Source organism: Aliiroseovarius sp. CAU 1755, from assembly GCF_054482655.1.
In genome coordinates this window covers 1-14,712 of the sequence record NZ_JBTLRH010000002.1, presented here as the reverse complement: position 1 = coordinate 14,712, position 14,712 = coordinate 1, and the positions used below count along the sequence as shown (strand labels likewise).

Genomic DNA, 14,712 nt, shown 5'->3' with positions numbered 1-14,712 from the left:
TTCCTGTCCCGCCCGGTGCGGGGCAGGGGCCCTGACCTTCCGAAAGACCATCGAATGACCTATGACGCATCCTCGCAGCGGGGCAAGCGCGCTGAGACGCACGACACTTCGGGCCGCACATTTTGGGGCCGCTTGGTTGAATGGGGGCCGTATCACACGCTGATGCGGCTGGCGACGGCCTCGCCGCGCCGCCAGTTCCTGATCCTTGCCGCCTTTCCGGTTCTCTGGGTGCTGACCCAGCACCTTGGGCCGATGTTGCAGATGGTTCGGGTGTCGCTGACCGATGCCTATCCGGTCGCACCCGGTGTGGAACAGCATTTCACACTGGACAGCTATGCGCGTTTCTTTGGGGATAGTATCTTCTGGATGCCGTTTTTCCGCACGCTGGCCTTTGCCGGGGTGTTTACCTTCTGCACCCTGATCATCACCTATCCGGTCGCCTATTTTCTGGCCCGCCATGTCAGCCGCAAGAACCAGATGCTGTTCCTGCTGCTTCTGCTGATCCCGTTCTGGGTGGGCGAGATCGTGCGCACCTATGCGATCATGATCCTGCTGGGCAACACGGGGGCAGTGAACCTTGTCCTGAAATGGCTGGGTCTGATCGACCGGCCCATTCCCTTTATGTATACAAGCTTTTCGATGGGGGTCGGCATCGTCTATCTGACCGCGCTTTACATGCTGCTGCCGCTGTATTCCGCGCTGGAAAAACTGCCGCAAAGTATGAACGAAGCCGCGGCCGATCTTGGGGCAGGCGCGTGGACGCGGTTTCGCCGGGTGTCGCTGCCCTTGACCATCGAAGGCATCTCGTCGGGTTGCACGCTGGTTTTCCTGATCTCGACCGGGTTTTACGCGACGCCGGTTCTGCTGGGCGGGCCGTCGACCACGGTGTTTGCCGAAACCATCGCGGGTTTCTTCCATGTGGCGGGCGATGAATGGCCCACGGGGGCCGCCTTTGCCACCATCATGTTCATGGCCGCCCTTATCATCACGGCGACGTTCCAGAAAGCAATGAACGCGCTGCGCAAAGGAGAGCAGAAATGAACGATCGCCCAGAACTCTTCCGCGGCAACCGCATTTTCCTGAGCTGCATCTATTGGGCCTTTGTCCTTTATGTCTTCGTGCCGCTGATCCTGATGATCATCATGGGCTTCAAGGATTCAAAGTTCATCGGTTTCCCGATCCGGTCTTGGACTTTGGACTGGTACACAGGTGTGTTCGCCAATGCTGAGGTTCTGTCGACCTTCGGGTATTCGATCGCCATCGCGGTTCTGTCGACGCTGATTTCAGTGATGGTTGGCACGTGGATCGCGGTGTTGCTGGAGGGGCGCAAGTTCATTGGACGTTCGGTCATGTTCGGCATGACGGTGTTACCTGCGCTGGTGCCGGGGATCATCTCGGCGATCGCGTTTCGCATCTATGCCCGCTATCTGGGGATCGAGCCGGGCATGGGCGCAATTGTCTGGGCGCACGCCGTCCACAACGTGCCCTTTGTGGTGCTGGTGGTAATGGCGCGGCTGTCGACCCTGCCCAAAAGCCAGATCGAGGCGGCGCGTGACCTAGGCGCCGACCCGCTGGTCACCTTCATCCGCATCACCTTGCCCTATCTGGTGCCCGCCATTCTGGGCGCGTCGATCTTCTGCCTGCTGCTCTCGTTTGACGACTTCGTCCGCTCGTTCTTCCTGGGTGGATACGAGCCGACCTTGCCGGTGCTGATCTTTGCAAAACTTCGGTCTGGCATGAGCCCGGAGATCAACGCCATCGCAACCGTTGCGCTGATCCTGACTGCCGCCATCGGCATCTGGGCCGAGCGTTTCACCCGCCGCATGAACAAGGAAAGTTGAGCCATGACCGACCAGACACCACTCGTCCGCATCGAAGGGCTGTCGAAACATTTCGGCCCGACCGTCGCGCTGGACAACCTGACGCTGGACATCGCACTGGGCGAGTTCGTGACCTTCCTTGGCCCGTCGGGCTGCGGCAAGTCGACGACGCTGCGCATTCTTGGCGGGTTCGAACGTCCGACCACCGGCCGCGTGATCCTTGACGGTGAAGACGTGACCAATCAACCGCCTGAGAAGCGCCATGTGAACATGGTGTTTCAGGATTACGCGCTGTTTCCACATATGACCGTGGCACAGAACATCTCGTTCGGGTTGGAGCTGAAGGGCATGAGCAAGGCGGAAATCAAACGCCGCTCGGGCGAAATCATGTCCTTTCTGGAGCTGGACGCCTTTGGCGACCGCTATCCGGTTCAATTGTCTGGTGGCCAGCGGCAGCGCGTCGCACTGGCCCGTGCGCTGGCGCCCGATCCGGCGCTGTTGCTGCTGGACGAACCGCTGGGCGCGTTGGATGCCAAGTTGCGCGGACAGGTCCAGCAGGAGCTGAAGTCGATCCAGCGCCGCACCCACAAGACCTTCTTCTTCGTCACCCACGATCAGGAAGAGGCGCTGACCATGTCCGACCGGATCGTGGTGATGAACCAGGGCCGGGTGGAACAAGACGGCACGCCAGAAGAGCTGTATTTCCGCCCCGCCAGTCGTTTCGTGGCCGAGTTCATCGGCGAAACCAACCTGTTGTCGGGCCAGATGCGCGGCACCGAGGGCGACAAGGTGGTGATGGATTGGCACGGCGCTACGCTGATGGGCAAAGCACCCGATAAACTGCCCGGCGAAGGCCAACAGATCACCGCTTCGGTGCGTCTGGAAAAACTCGACTTCCACGCCGAACGTCCGCAGACCGGCAACGCGGTGCAAGGGCGTGTGGTGGGCAAGACCTTCCTTGGGTCGCGTATGGCGATGGAGATTGCGGTGGGCGACGGGGGCGATGCGCTGCTCAAGGCCTATGTGGATGCCGAAACCGGCCAGTCCGTCGGCAACGACCCGGTGTGGATCGGCTGGGACGCGGACAACATGGCGGTGCTGAACGACTGAGCGGGCCAAGCCTTGCGACTGTCAGTCCTCTTGGGGACACTTGTGCTTTGCGCAACCAGCGACATTTCTGAAGGGGACTTAGATTTGTCTGTTGCAGAACCGTCCAGCAGGGCTTGAGAGGCGGGCTTTCTAAAGCGGGATTTTTTGGCTGTTCTGCGCCCCCCTGTTTATTTTTTTTGATCCGCATCCAATGGCGGACCGTATTCCTTTCACAGATCACAACTTGTCCAAGAAAAGGAAATACAATGTTTCGCAGAACTTTTCTCTCGCTTTCGGCCGTGGCTTTGCTGGCGACCCCAGCCTTCGCGGACAACCACTCCAAAGATATCGTCGATACAGCCGTCGAAGCTGGTAGCTTCTCAACACTTGTTGCTGCTGTTCAGGCCGCAGGTCTCGTTGAGACCCTTAAAGGTGACGGTCCCTTCACCGTCTTCGCTCCGACAGACGAAGCCTTTGCCGCTTTGCCCGAAGGCACGGTCGAAACGCTTCTGATGCCAGAAAACAAAGACCAACTGACCGCGATCCTGACTTACCACGTGGTGTCAGGCAAAGTGATGTCAGGTGACATTGCAGGCAAAAGCATGGAAGTGCCGACCGTCAACGGCGCAATGGCAATGGTCGATGCGACGTCTGGTGTGATGATTGACGGCGCGAACGTCGTTCAAGCCGATATCGAAGCGTCAAATGGCGTCATCCACGTGATCGACGCCGTGATCATGCCGAAGTAAGGCAGGTCAACGTTTCTGGCCTGGGGGCGCAAAGCCGCCCCCAGGCCCTGCGGGCATGATCCCCCTCGGCCCGCAACCTCGCCCTGTCCCAAACGCCCTGTTTCAAAAAAATGGGCGCGTGGGGCGGGGCGATTTTTTTGGTTGTATCCAAGACCCGTGGATCTTCTTATGTGATGATCAACCTGTTGCAGGAGCTTCCATGTCCCCGACCAAAGGCAAAACAGCCCCGGTCCGATTGCCGACCACCCGGCGGTCGCTACCGATTGCCCTGATGCGCGCGCGTGAAAACGTGATGGGCCCGGTGCGCGAGATGCTGGCCGACACTGGTATCACCGAACAGCAGTGGCGCATTCTAAGGGTTCTGTCAGAGCATGGCGCGCAAGACGCGACACATCTGAGCGAACGCACCTGTCTGTTATTGCCCAGCTTGACGCGGATTATTCAGACCATGGTTGCAAAAGGGCTGGTGACGCGCACACCCGACGCATCAGACCGTCGGCGCCAGACCCTTGCCATCACCCCAGTGGGTCAACAGATCATCGACGACAATCTTGAACACGCGGCGCGCATCGCCGATGGCTACGTGCAAAAACTTGGCAAAGACCGCTACGAGGCCCTGCTGGATTTGCTAGAGACACTCGCATAGAAGAAGGGCGCTTGCAGGCATGAACAAAGCCCGCGGGTTCGTTGACACGGCTCTTGTTCTGTCCTACTCAGCGCCATCGTTTTCGAGGTCATCATGTCAAACAAAGTTTCAGTATCCGGCCGCGCGACCGTGCGCGATGTTCAGCGTGTTTTGCTAGATGAAATCGTTAAAACCTGCCGCGATCTGGGGCAGCGACCGATCCTTGCAGACATCACGATGTCGCCGCGGCCCAAGCTTTGGCTGTGTTGCACGCCCGCGGAACGGACCGAAATTACCGCTCGGTTCAAGGCCCAGTGCATTCATATCTCGCACCAAATGGGACGCCAGTTGATCGAGATTGATCCCGCCATCACCGACGCAATATCAACCATTGCCTATAAACGGTATGTCATTGATCAAGTAGAGCTTTTCGGCGCTGACAGTGGGATCGAGATCGAGTTTTGCCGAAAAGTCCCGGAGCAGAACGTGTGGCGCGCCGGCAGCGGTGTGGCCGAGATCGAAGCCTCAGAGGACTATCTGCAAAATCTTGAGGTGGTTGAATATCTGGGCCAGACACTTCCGGTTCTTGGCAATACGAAAGTGCTTTCCGAACGAGCGCCATACAACGAAAAAGTGGATGTCGTTTACACTTGGGTCGACGGGGCTGACCCGAAATGGCAAAGCAAAAAGAACGGCACGCCGCTCAATCAGGGCACCCTGAACGCGAACGCGCCGACGCGGTTTCTGTCCGGGCAAGAGCTGCTGTATTCGATCCGCTCGCTGCAGCGGTATTTTGTCGATCTGGGAAAGATCTACATCGTGACCGATGACCAAACCCCTGACTTTCTGGGGGATCTGTTGGACGAGGTTTCGATCATCGACCACCGGGAAATCTTCCCGTCGCATGATCACCTGCCTTGTTTCAATTCGCACGCCATCGGGGCCAATCTTCACCGTATTCCGGGGCTGTCGCAACGCTATCTCTATTTCAACGACGACGTGCTGTTGGGAGCGCCCGTTTCTGTCGCGACCTTCTTTGACGAACTGGGCCGCGCCTATCAGTTCCCGTCGCAACGAACCGCCGTTCCGCACAAGCCCTTGTTCACGCCCGAGAACGCCGTCGATGCTGCGGCGCGCAATAACCAGCGCCTGCTGGAGAAATTGTTTGGCACCTTCGCGTTTCGCAAATACAAACACACCCCCGTTTGTGTCGACCGGCTTGTCATGGAGCAGATGGAACGCGATCTGCCCGAAGCCTGGCAGAGCACGCTGCCCAACCGGATCCGATCGGTCGACGATCATTCGATCGCCGGACACCTGTATATGAACTACTCCGCATCGTTGGGAAAATCGGTTCTGGGGCGGATACGCTATCGCTATTTCGATCTGGCCAATCCGCTGTTTGAAAGCATCTTTCCAAGTATTCTTGACAGCGAATGGACCCGTCCGCAAACCTTCTGCGTGAATGACACGAAACCCTCGGAATTCGTCGGCGCGAACCGAAAAGTCATGGAACACACGCTAGAGCAACTTTATTCCCAAGAGGCGCCCCAGGTGGACACCGACATGCGCTCTGAATGGGAAAAGGCACCCTTGCCGCGCAAGATCCGCCGGGTTTTGGGCAACGTGAAGCGCAAGGTCTTGCCCTAGGGTCACGTGCGTGGGTGGTCTCTTTGCGACCCTTCCAGGCCGTCGGTTTGGTGGGGTGATCCTGCGCTGGTCAAGATAATATTTCCTTTGTCCTTCCGGTAAATAGCCGTCTATGCTGCGATAGTGTTTTGGCAAGGCTGGCCTTCGGGGTCGGGTCGCATTGACGGGGGGAAGCCCTTGGTTGGCGCGCGACCAGACCTGTCCGGCCGCCAGTGTTCAGCCAGTGCTTGGGAGGTGCGGATGCGTGGTTTGAGGTTTGGATTGCAACTGGTCAGCTCAGTTCTGTTCTGCGCGATAGGTGCGGGGCAGGCTGCGGCGATGCCGGACTATGTCGTGAAGCGTGGACAGGACGATACCTGCAGCCTGATCTTTGCGCCCGACAGAAAGACCAGCGAAAAAGCACCGGGGCTTGTCGTGAGCTTTCGCAAATCCCGCAAGTCGAATTTGATCTCGGTCGGGGTGGAACATGCTAGACGATGGGAAGCGGTCGAGCTTGTGCGTGACAACACCCGCGCGCCTTTTCCGTCCTTTGAAGACACGCGTGCGCGCGCCGTGCCCAAGACGAAGTTCTGGACGATGCTGTCCAACAGGGCCAGTGACGCGGCGCCACTTGACGTGACCGTGCGCGCCAGCTCAGGGGTCTACCATTCGGGTCGGTTTCTTGGTCTGACGGCAAAGGGCATTGGCGCTGCACTGACCAAGAATTGCGGTCTGCCTCGCGGCATTTTAAACGCGTCGCGCGAAGACCCCAAGGCCTTGGCACGCGAACAGGCCTTGGATCTTAAGACGCGCGATGTGCTGCACATACGCTGGTTTTTGCTGCGCACCTATACCAACGCCACGACCGCCGACCGTGCGGCACTGTCGCCAGCAGAGCGCGACCTGATTGAACGCTATGCGACGGAAAACGGCTTCAAGCCTTCGCGCTATTTGACCCGTCCTGTCGCCAATGCGCTGCTGGCCGAAAAATTCAGGCCCTACCGCAAGGATTTTTCCGACTATCCGCGCTTCAAGCGTTTTGATGATTGGGTCAGTTTTCGCGACACCAAGCTTGGCACCTGTGCCATCGTGACCGAAGCCAAGCAAGTCAACGGTGTGCGTTTCTTCTCGACGCCACGGATGGAAATTCACACCGATCCCAACGAGCGGGGAAACGCGCTCTATTTCGATTTCGTGACTCCCAATCGGTTTCACAAGGATTATCCGATCACGGCCATCGTGGATGGGCGCAAAATCAAGCTGAAGCTGGACGAGGGGCGGGTGCGACCGGTCGATATTGGCGATGGCTTTGTGTCGGCCAGAATCGTGCGCGCCATCCGCGCCGGCAAGACCGTTCAGATCCGCGGCACTGGCTTGAACGGCAAATCCAAACATAGTTTCGAGTTTTCGGCGCTGGGGTTCACCGCCGCTTTTCGCAAGATGGCGCGTGACTGCGACCGCCCGGAGATCAGGGAGTGGCTGAAATGATCGGATTGAAACACTTAAAACACGGCGTTGCGGTGGTGGTTCTGTCTTGTGCAGTGCTGCTCTTGGCGGGCCAGAAGGCGCGTGCAGACGGGGAAGTTGGGGTGACCATTGTCGCCGATGTCAGCGCGGATGCGCGTGGCTTTACAGCGCAGGCCGCACAGCGTTTTGCCAGAACATTGCGGCGCAACCTTGGGGATCATTGGGCGAAGATCGACCTTCAGGCCGTCGCATTTGCAAACGGGATGGACCCCAAGGTGGAACGGCTGAGCCGCGTGTCGGCGGATGACGTCAAGGACAAGCTATTAAGCTTCCGCAACGATGCATCGCACCCCGAAGACCCCTTGCTGCGTGCGATGGCCGTGGCCGTGCGCGGGCTGGATGTGAAGGCACCAGCAAATGTGATTGTGGTGCTGTCGGGCGGTGATGTGCGCGACACGGGCCCCGGCGGGGCAAGGATTGACGCCCCCGGACTGACCTTCCCAGACAACACGCATGTCATCTTGATCAAGGTCACGCCGGAAGTGGGCCGGGATCTGCGCACCTTGTCTGGCGCGCTGAAGCGTTCTGCGACAACAGTCAACGTGTTTGGCTTTGACGTGGACGCGCCTGCAAAGGCGGCGAACGAGCTTGTTGAAGCGCTTCAGGTGGTGATGTTCACGCGGGGGATCATCGGCGGAGGTGACGCGCCGATCGTGGTCGTGCCGGGGCGAAAAAAGAAGTGATCAGCCTTTTGTCGCGCTGACTGCCAGTTGCGCCCGCGTCCTGCTCAGGTCACCTTTGGCAGGCGTGGCGCGGTTTTATTCAGCTTCAGCTCGGCGTCTGAAAAGACCCACGGTCCTCGCACGCCCGGCACACCGTCGGGGGTAATTTGCATCCCGCGATGATCCAACTGCGGGTTGGCAAAGGTTTGCGCCATCGTGTTGATCGGCCCTGCGGGAACGGTCGCTGCCTCCAACGCCGCCAGTAGGTCCGCCATCAACCAGTTGGAAAGGCCAACGTCGATTTCCGGTGTCAGGGCGGCTCGATTGGCCACGCGGTCTTGATTGGTGGCAAAGCGCGGGTCGCCTGCCAGATCATCGCGCCCGATCACCTGGCAAAAACGCTGGAACTGTCCGTCATTGCCCACGGCCAGGATGATGTGTCCATCCTGCACCGGACAGACCTGATACGGCGCAATGTTGGGGTGTTCATTGCCCATGCGCATTGGGCTGGTGCCGGTCGCCAGATAGTTCATCGCCTGATTGGCCATGATGGCTGTGGCGCAATCCAAAAGGCTCATGTCAATTTGTTGCCCCCGCCCGGTGCGGTGGCGTTGTTCGACAGCGGCCAGAATACCGATGGTGCCGTAAAGCCCGGTGACGATATCGGTGATCGCGACGCCCACCTTTTGCGGCTGGCCTGCCGGGTCGCCCGTCACCGACATCAGCCCAGACAGCCCTTGCAGCAGAAAGTCATAACCCGCGCGGTTCGCCCACGGCCCATCCTGCCCGAACCCCGTGACCGAGCAGTAGATCAGCCGCGGGTTCAGCTTGGCGAGGCTGTCGTAATCCAGCCCGTATTTGGCCAGCCCGCCGACCTTGAAATTCTCGATCAGGATGTCTGCGTCCTTGACCAGATCGCGCACGATCTGCTGGCCTTCCTGGGTGCGGAAATCGGCGGTCACGCACTCTTTGCCCCGGTTCGCGCAGTAATAATAGGCGGCGGTTTTGTCGCCTTCACGCTCAATGAACGGTGGCCCCCATTTGCGGGTGTCGTCCCCCTCGGGGCTTTCCACCTTCACCACGTCAGCCCCCAGATCAGCCAGCGATTGACCGATCCACGGTCCGGCCAGAATGCGGGCGAGTTCTACGACTTTCAGTCCTTCAAGCGGGTGCATGGCGGCTCCTAGAGGTATGGCGGGGTGCAGGCGGACACGATGCGGGCAGGGCGGTCCGAGATGTTGCGAAAGCGGTGCGGTTCGCGCGAGTTGAACAGATAGGCGTCACCCGCTTTCAGCACGCGGGTGTCGTCGCCGACGGTGATTTCCAACTCGCCTTCAACGACGATGCCGCCTTCATTGGCTTCGTGTTCGATCATCGTCTCGCCGGTATCTGCGCCGGGTTCGTAAAGCTCTTGCAGCACCTGAAGCCCGTGCGCCTTGGCGTCACCGACCTGCTTGATGGTGATCATCCGCCGTGCGGCTTCGTTGTCCTGATACAGCGCCGATGTCAGGTCGCGTAGCTCGGACGGCGTGAAGAACACCTGATGAGTCGCGGGCGCTTCGGGCTCAAAAAACTCGGACATGGACATGTTCAATCCGCCCAATATCTTGCGCAGAGAGGCGACGGAGGGCGAGGAGTGGTTCCGCTCGATCATCGAGATCTGACCATGCGGCACATTTGCTGCTTCAGCCAACTGCCTCTGAGACAAGCCAAATTGCTGTCTGAGCGATTTCAGTCGTGTGCCGACATCGAACTCGTCCTGCATCACTTTTCCTTCCCGCTGCGATCTTGCCGGATCTTGCGCGACTGATCGCCTTTGTAAATCCTGCGCAAAATTTTGATAGCATTGCGCAGGATTTTGCGCAATATGGTGCGGAATCAAATTTCGAAATGGGGGATCGCATGTCGAACACCGAACAACTGAAGGCCCGGCGCAATGACGCGGTTGCCAATGGGGTCGCCACACGGGGCATCTATGCCGCGCGCGCTGAAAATGCAGAGCTTTGGGACGTGGACGGCAAGCGGTTCATCGACTTTGCCGTGGGCATCGCGGTGAACAACACCGGCCACCGTCACCCTAAGGTGATGGCCGCCGTGGCCCAGCAGGCCGAGGCCTTCACCCACACCTGTTTCCACGTCGCCCCCTACGAAGGTTACGTCAAGCTGGCCGAGCGCCTGAACGCGGTCACGCCGGGCGACTTTGCCAAGAAAACCATGCTGGTCACCACCGGTGCAGAAGCGGTCGAGAACGCGGTGAAAATGGCACGCGCGCATACCGGCCGGTCGGGTGTGATCGCGTTCACCGGCGCCTTTCACGGGCGCACCCTGATGGGGATGGCGCTGTGTGGCAAGGTGACGCCTTACAAGAAAGCCTTCGGCGCAATGCCACCCGAAGTCGTGCATGTTCCCTTCCCGAATGCCTTCCACGGCACCTCGGTCGAGGTGTCGCTGTCGGTGCTCGACAACATGTTCAAAAGCTCGATCGACCCCGAACGGGTCGCTGCGATGATCATTGAGCCTGTGCAAGGGGAAGGCGGGTTCAACATTGCCCCGCCAGAATTCCTGCGCGCGTTGCGGAAAATCTGCGATGAACATGGCATCGTCCTGATTGCTGACGAGGTGCAGGCAGGCATGGCGCGGACCGGCAAGATGTTTGGCTTTGAACATTCTGGCGTCGCTGCAGATCTTGTGACCATGGCCAAAGGTCTGGCAGGGGGCTTCCCGCTGTCCGCCGTCACGGGCCGGAAAGAGATCGTGGACGCAGCGCCGGTGGGCGGCGTCGGGGGCACCTATGCCGGCAATCCGCTGGCGGTCGCCGCAGCCCATGCCGTGCTGGACGTGATCGAGGAAGAACAGCTTTGCGACCGCGCGGTTGAAATTGGGGACAAGATCCAGGCCCGCCTGACTGACATCGCATCGCGTCAAGGCATGGAAGCGATCGGTGACGTGCGCGGGCTGGGCGCGATGGTGGCGTTCGAACTGGTCACCGACCGCGAAACGAACGCGCCCGATGTGGCGCTGACCCAAGCCATCGTCGCCGAGGCCGAGGCGCGGGGGCTGATCATTCTGCCCTGTGGCACCCGTGGCAACGCCGTGCGCCTGTTGCCGCCTTTAACGGTGCCCATGGGCCAACTTGACGAAGCACTCGATATTCTGGAGGCCTCGATCGAGGCCGCCATGACCGCGAAAGGAGCCTGACACATGGCCAAGACCCTCGCCCCGCAATCCCAGCCCGGACTTGGAAGTTTCAACTGGGAAGACCCGTTTCTGCTGGAAGACCAGTTGGAAGAAGACGAACGCATGATCCGCGACAGCGCCTTCGCCTATGCGCAGGAAAAACTGATGCCGCGTGTCACCGATGCCTTCGCCAAGGAAGAAACCGACCCGGCTATTTTCGCCGAGATGGGTGAAATGGGCCTGTTGGGCACCACCATCCCTGAAGAATATGGCGGGCTTGGTGGCGGCTATGTCACCTATGGCCTTGTGGCGCGCGAGGTAGAGCGTGTGGACAGCGGCTATCGGTCGATGATGTCGGTGCAATCGTCGCTGGTGATGTATCCGATCTATGCCTACGGCACGGAAGATCAGCGCAAGAAATACCTGCCCAAACTGGCCTCGGGTGAATGGATCGGCTGTTTTGGTCTGACCGAACCGGATGCGGGCTCCGATCCCGGGTCGTTGAAAACGACGGCGAAGAAAGTCGATGGCGGCTATGTGCTGAACGGGTCCAAAATGTGGATTTCGAACGCGCCGATCGCGGATGTCTTCGTGGTCTGGGCCAAATCAGACGCCCATGGCGGCAAGATCAAAGGCTTCGTGCTTGAGAAGGGCATGAAAGGTCTGAGCGCTCCAAAAATCGAGGGCAAGCTGTCCCTGCGTGCCTCGATCACCGGAGAGATTGTCATGGCAAATGTCGAAGTGTCCGAGGACGCTCTGCTGCCTGATGTGGAAGGCCTTAAGGGTCCGTTCGGATGTCTGAATCGCGCGCGCTATGGCATCGCATGGGGGGCAATGGGGGCGGCAGAGGCCTGTTGGCACGCCGCGCGTCAATATGGGTTGGATCGGAAGCAATTCGGTAAGCCCTTGGCGCAAACACAGCTGTTTCAGTTGAAACTTGCCAACATGCAGACCGAGATCAGCCTTGGCCTGCAAGCTGCCCTGCGGGTTGGGCGCTTGATGGACGTTGCCAAGGCCGCGCCCGAAATGGTGTCGATCATCAAACGCAACAATTGCGGCAAGGCGCTGGAGATCGCGCGCCACGCCCGTGATATGCATGGTGGCAACGGCATCAGTCAGGATTTCCACGTGATCCGCCACATGGTCAACCTTGAGACGGTGAACACCTATGAAGGCACCCATGACGTGCACGCGCTGATCCTTGGCCGTGCGCAAACGGGGCTGCAAGCTTTCTTCTGAATACGAGCAAATTTAGATAAAAAGGGCGCCTTCGGGCGCCTTTTTTGCATTTGGTTTAAGCCAATGTTCACCGCCCGACTTCTATGCCTGCTCTATGGCCTGAAGGCGAACCGCAGGACTGATCGAAGCGGTTTGTGACGCTCTTAGTGCGGACGGCAGGCCGACTTGTTGGGAACGGAGGCTTCAATGCACCATCTTGCACGCTATCGGATCGCCCACCTGTTGCCGGTGGTGATGATCCTACTGGTCGGAATATCCGTGTGTGGCGCGGTTTTCGTGTCCTATCGCGAAAGCCGGGCTTCGCTGCTGGCGGGGACCGAACAGATGATGCAGGCGCTTGTCGAAAGCCGCCGTGTGCAAGTGGAACGCGCGATGGAGCGAAACCGCGCCGACCTTGTTGTGTCAGCAAAACGCAGCGCGACGGCGCGCGCGCTGAAAAGCCTGACCCGTGCCTGGAAAGTTCTGGATGGCAATCGGGAAAAAGCGCTCCAGCGGCTATATATCGACGAAAACCCGCATGCAGAGGGGCTGCGGCATGAATTGGCCTGGGCCGGCGATGACAGCACCTATTCGACGGTTCATGCGCAAATTCACCCGGAATTTCGGTCGATGCAAACGGCCTATGGCTATTATGATGTGTTTCTTTTGGATCTGGACGGGAACCTGATCTATTCGGTGTCCAAGGAACGAGATTTTGCAACAAATCTGAACACTGGCCCCTACAAGGACAGTGGGTTGGGTCGTGCCTATCGCGCAGCGATGACGCTTGAAGATGGTGAAATCGCGTTCGCGGACTATGAGGCCTATGCACCCAGCAACGCGGCCCCTGCGGCGTTCATCGCGATGCCGGTGTTCAATCGCCGCAATGAACGAGAAGGTGTGCTGGCGTATCAGCTTGCGTCCCAACCGATCAACGCCATCACCAATCAGGCCGCAGAATTGGGTGAAAGCGGAGAGGTGATCCTTGTCGGCCCTGACGGGCTGGCCCGGTCGACCTCGCGATTTGCTGAAGAAAACTGGGTCGGGCGCCATGAAATAACGTCTGAAGCAAGCCGACTTGCGCTTGGCGGGTCAAGCGGGGTCATGAAGGAGGTGTCCGCAAAGGGTGTGCCGATCGTGACCGCCTATGCGCCGCTCACGGCCTATGGCACGGGTTGGGCCATCGTCGCCCAGAAACACCAGGCAGAGGTGTTTCAGTCTGCAAACAGGGTCTTGTCGCTGCTCATCATGAAGGCGTTGCCCGTTCTGTTGGCCGTTTCGGTCGTTGCGGTCATGATCGCACGCGGGGTGGCGCGGCCGCTGGTGCAGGTTGGCGCAGATATGAGCGCGGTCGCGGGCGGTGCATTTTCAACGCAGATTGCAGGCACAGACCGCCAAGACGAAATCGGCGCAATCGCCAGAACACTGGCAAATTTTCGAACAAGTCTGGCAGAGGCCAAGCACACCCACGAGGAAAGCAGCTTTCGCGGGGCGGCGTTCAGCAACTCATCTTCCTCCATGCTGATGCTTGATCCGGCAGGGGTCGTCACGCATGCAAACGCTGCGGCATTGCAAATGTTTGCCCAGAACGAGGCTGCCTATCAATCTGTCAGTCCTGAGTTTTCGGCAGGCAATGTCGTTGGCACGTCGTTCGATAACCTTCTGGCAGATGGTTTGAAGCCAAGATTGCGCGACGCGTTGGCCGGCGCAGACCAGTTCCCAATTCAGATGGAAGACGCTGTGGGAGAGGTTAGAAATACAATAGATATCAACAGGGTATGGGATGCTGACGAAAACCTGATCGGATATGTCGTAGAAATTAAAGACATCACCAATGACTTCCTGAACCGGGCTTTGCAAGACACGATCGAAGCACACCAGATCCGGTTGGACATTGATCTGTCGGGGACCGTGATTGGCGCCAATGGCCTGTTGCGAGAAGCGCTTGATTGCGATGCGCGCGCCTTGGAGGCCGTCGCGCTCTCGGACCTTTCCTCCGACGAAAGGGTGAAGGAAGCTGTCGCTGCGGCAGGGCAGGGCATCGCGACCGTCGGTGTTTTCACATTGTCGCTCGGGTCGAAAAAAGAGATCGATGTTGAAGGCAGTTTTGCGCCTGTTCTGGACAGCAAGGGCGTTCTTTTGCGGATTGTGTTTCTTGGCAAGGACGTGACGTCAGCGCAGCGCGCGCTGGCCGAGGCGGAGGCGCGTCGCGCAGC

The 14,712-nt window shown here is 59.1% G+C and carries 13 protein-coding genes; 11 read left to right on the top strand and 2 right to left on the bottom strand.

Annotation, left to right across the window (positions count from 1 at the left end; translation table 11 throughout):
* The first annotated feature begins 54 nt into the window (after positions 1-54).
* The 8 genes from ACXYMP_RS07235 (at position 55) to ACXYMP_RS07200 (ending at position 8,122) form a co-directional block, all read left to right on the top strand.
* The gene (locus ACXYMP_RS07235) at positions 55-1,041 is read left to right on the top strand and encodes an ABC transporter permease (protein WP_298566103.1); all 987 of its coding nucleotides are present in this window, start codon (positions 55-57) and stop codon (positions 1,039-1,041) included.
* On the top strand, positions 1,038-1,841 hold the full coding sequence (locus ACXYMP_RS07230) for an ABC transporter permease (protein ID WP_458905367.1): 804 nt from the start codon (positions 1,038-1,040) through the stop codon (positions 1,839-1,841). The genes ACXYMP_RS07235 and ACXYMP_RS07230 overlap by 4 nt, the downstream gene beginning before the upstream one ends.
* A gap of 3 nt (positions 1,842-1,844) precedes the next feature.
* Complete coding sequence (locus ACXYMP_RS07225; protein ID WP_458905365.1) at positions 1,845-2,930, top strand: ABC transporter ATP-binding protein; 1,086 nt, start codon at positions 1,845-1,847, stop codon at positions 2,928-2,930.
* A gap of 245 nt (positions 2,931-3,175) precedes the next feature.
* Positions 3,176-3,658, top strand: coding sequence for a fasciclin domain-containing protein (locus tag ACXYMP_RS07220; RefSeq protein WP_298566107.1), 483 nt, complete (start codon positions 3,176-3,178; stop codon positions 3,656-3,658).
* A 199-nt stretch (positions 3,659-3,857) separates the two neighbouring features.
* Entirely contained in the window at positions 3,858-4,304 is a 447-nt protein-coding gene (gene hpaR, locus ACXYMP_RS07215) for a homoprotocatechuate degradation operon regulator HpaR (RefSeq protein WP_298566109.1), read from the top strand.
* A gap of 93 nt (positions 4,305-4,397) precedes the next feature.
* Positions 4,398-5,933 carry a Stealth CR1 domain-containing protein gene (locus ACXYMP_RS07210; RefSeq protein ID WP_458905362.1) on the top strand — a complete coding sequence of 512 codons (1,536 nt, stop codon included), beginning with the start codon at positions 4,398-4,400 and terminating at the stop codon, positions 5,931-5,933.
* 240 nt (positions 5,934-6,173) lie between these two features.
* Complete coding sequence (locus ACXYMP_RS07205) at positions 6,174-7,400, top strand: invasion associated locus B family protein (RefSeq protein ID WP_458905360.1); 1,227 nt, start codon at positions 6,174-6,176, stop codon at positions 7,398-7,400.
* Positions 7,397-8,122 (top strand): hypothetical protein, encoded by a 726-nt coding sequence (locus ACXYMP_RS07200; protein ID WP_458905358.1) that lies wholly within the window; start codon positions 7,397-7,399, stop codon positions 8,120-8,122. Before ACXYMP_RS07205 ends, ACXYMP_RS07200 begins: the two co-directional genes overlap by 4 nt.
* A 44-nt stretch (positions 8,123-8,166) precedes the next feature.
* Here ACXYMP_RS07200 and ACXYMP_RS07195 read toward each other — a convergent pair whose 3' ends face one another.
* Positions 8,167-9,276 carry a CaiB/BaiF CoA transferase family protein gene (locus tag ACXYMP_RS07195; RefSeq protein ID WP_298566116.1) on the bottom strand — a complete coding sequence of 370 codons (1,110 nt, stop codon included), beginning with the start codon at positions 9,274-9,276 and terminating at the stop codon, positions 8,167-8,169.
* 8 nt (positions 9,277-9,284) lie between these two features.
* Positions 9,285-9,866, bottom strand: a complete 582-nt coding sequence (locus ACXYMP_RS07190) for a cupin domain-containing protein (RefSeq protein ID WP_458905356.1) — start codon at positions 9,864-9,866, stop codon at positions 9,285-9,287.
* Between the two features lie 137 nt (positions 9,867-10,003).
* Here ACXYMP_RS07190 and gabT point away from each other — a divergent pair, with 137 nt between their 5' ends.
* From gabT to ACXYMP_RS07175, 3 genes are all read left to right on the top strand, one after another.
* Entirely contained in the window at positions 10,004-11,299 is a 1,296-nt protein-coding gene (gabT, locus tag ACXYMP_RS07185) for a 4-aminobutyrate--2-oxoglutarate transaminase (protein ID WP_298566119.1), read from the top strand.
* A 3-nt stretch (positions 11,300-11,302) separates the two neighbouring features.
* Positions 11,303-12,517 carry an acyl-CoA dehydrogenase gene (locus ACXYMP_RS07180; RefSeq protein ID WP_298566121.1) on the top strand — a complete coding sequence of 405 codons (1,215 nt, stop codon included), beginning with the start codon at positions 11,303-11,305 and terminating at the stop codon, positions 12,515-12,517.
* Between the two features lie 186 nt (positions 12,518-12,703).
* On the top strand, positions 12,704-14,712 hold a 2,009-nt coding region (locus ACXYMP_RS07175; protein WP_458905353.1), incomplete at its 3' end, for a HAMP domain-containing protein.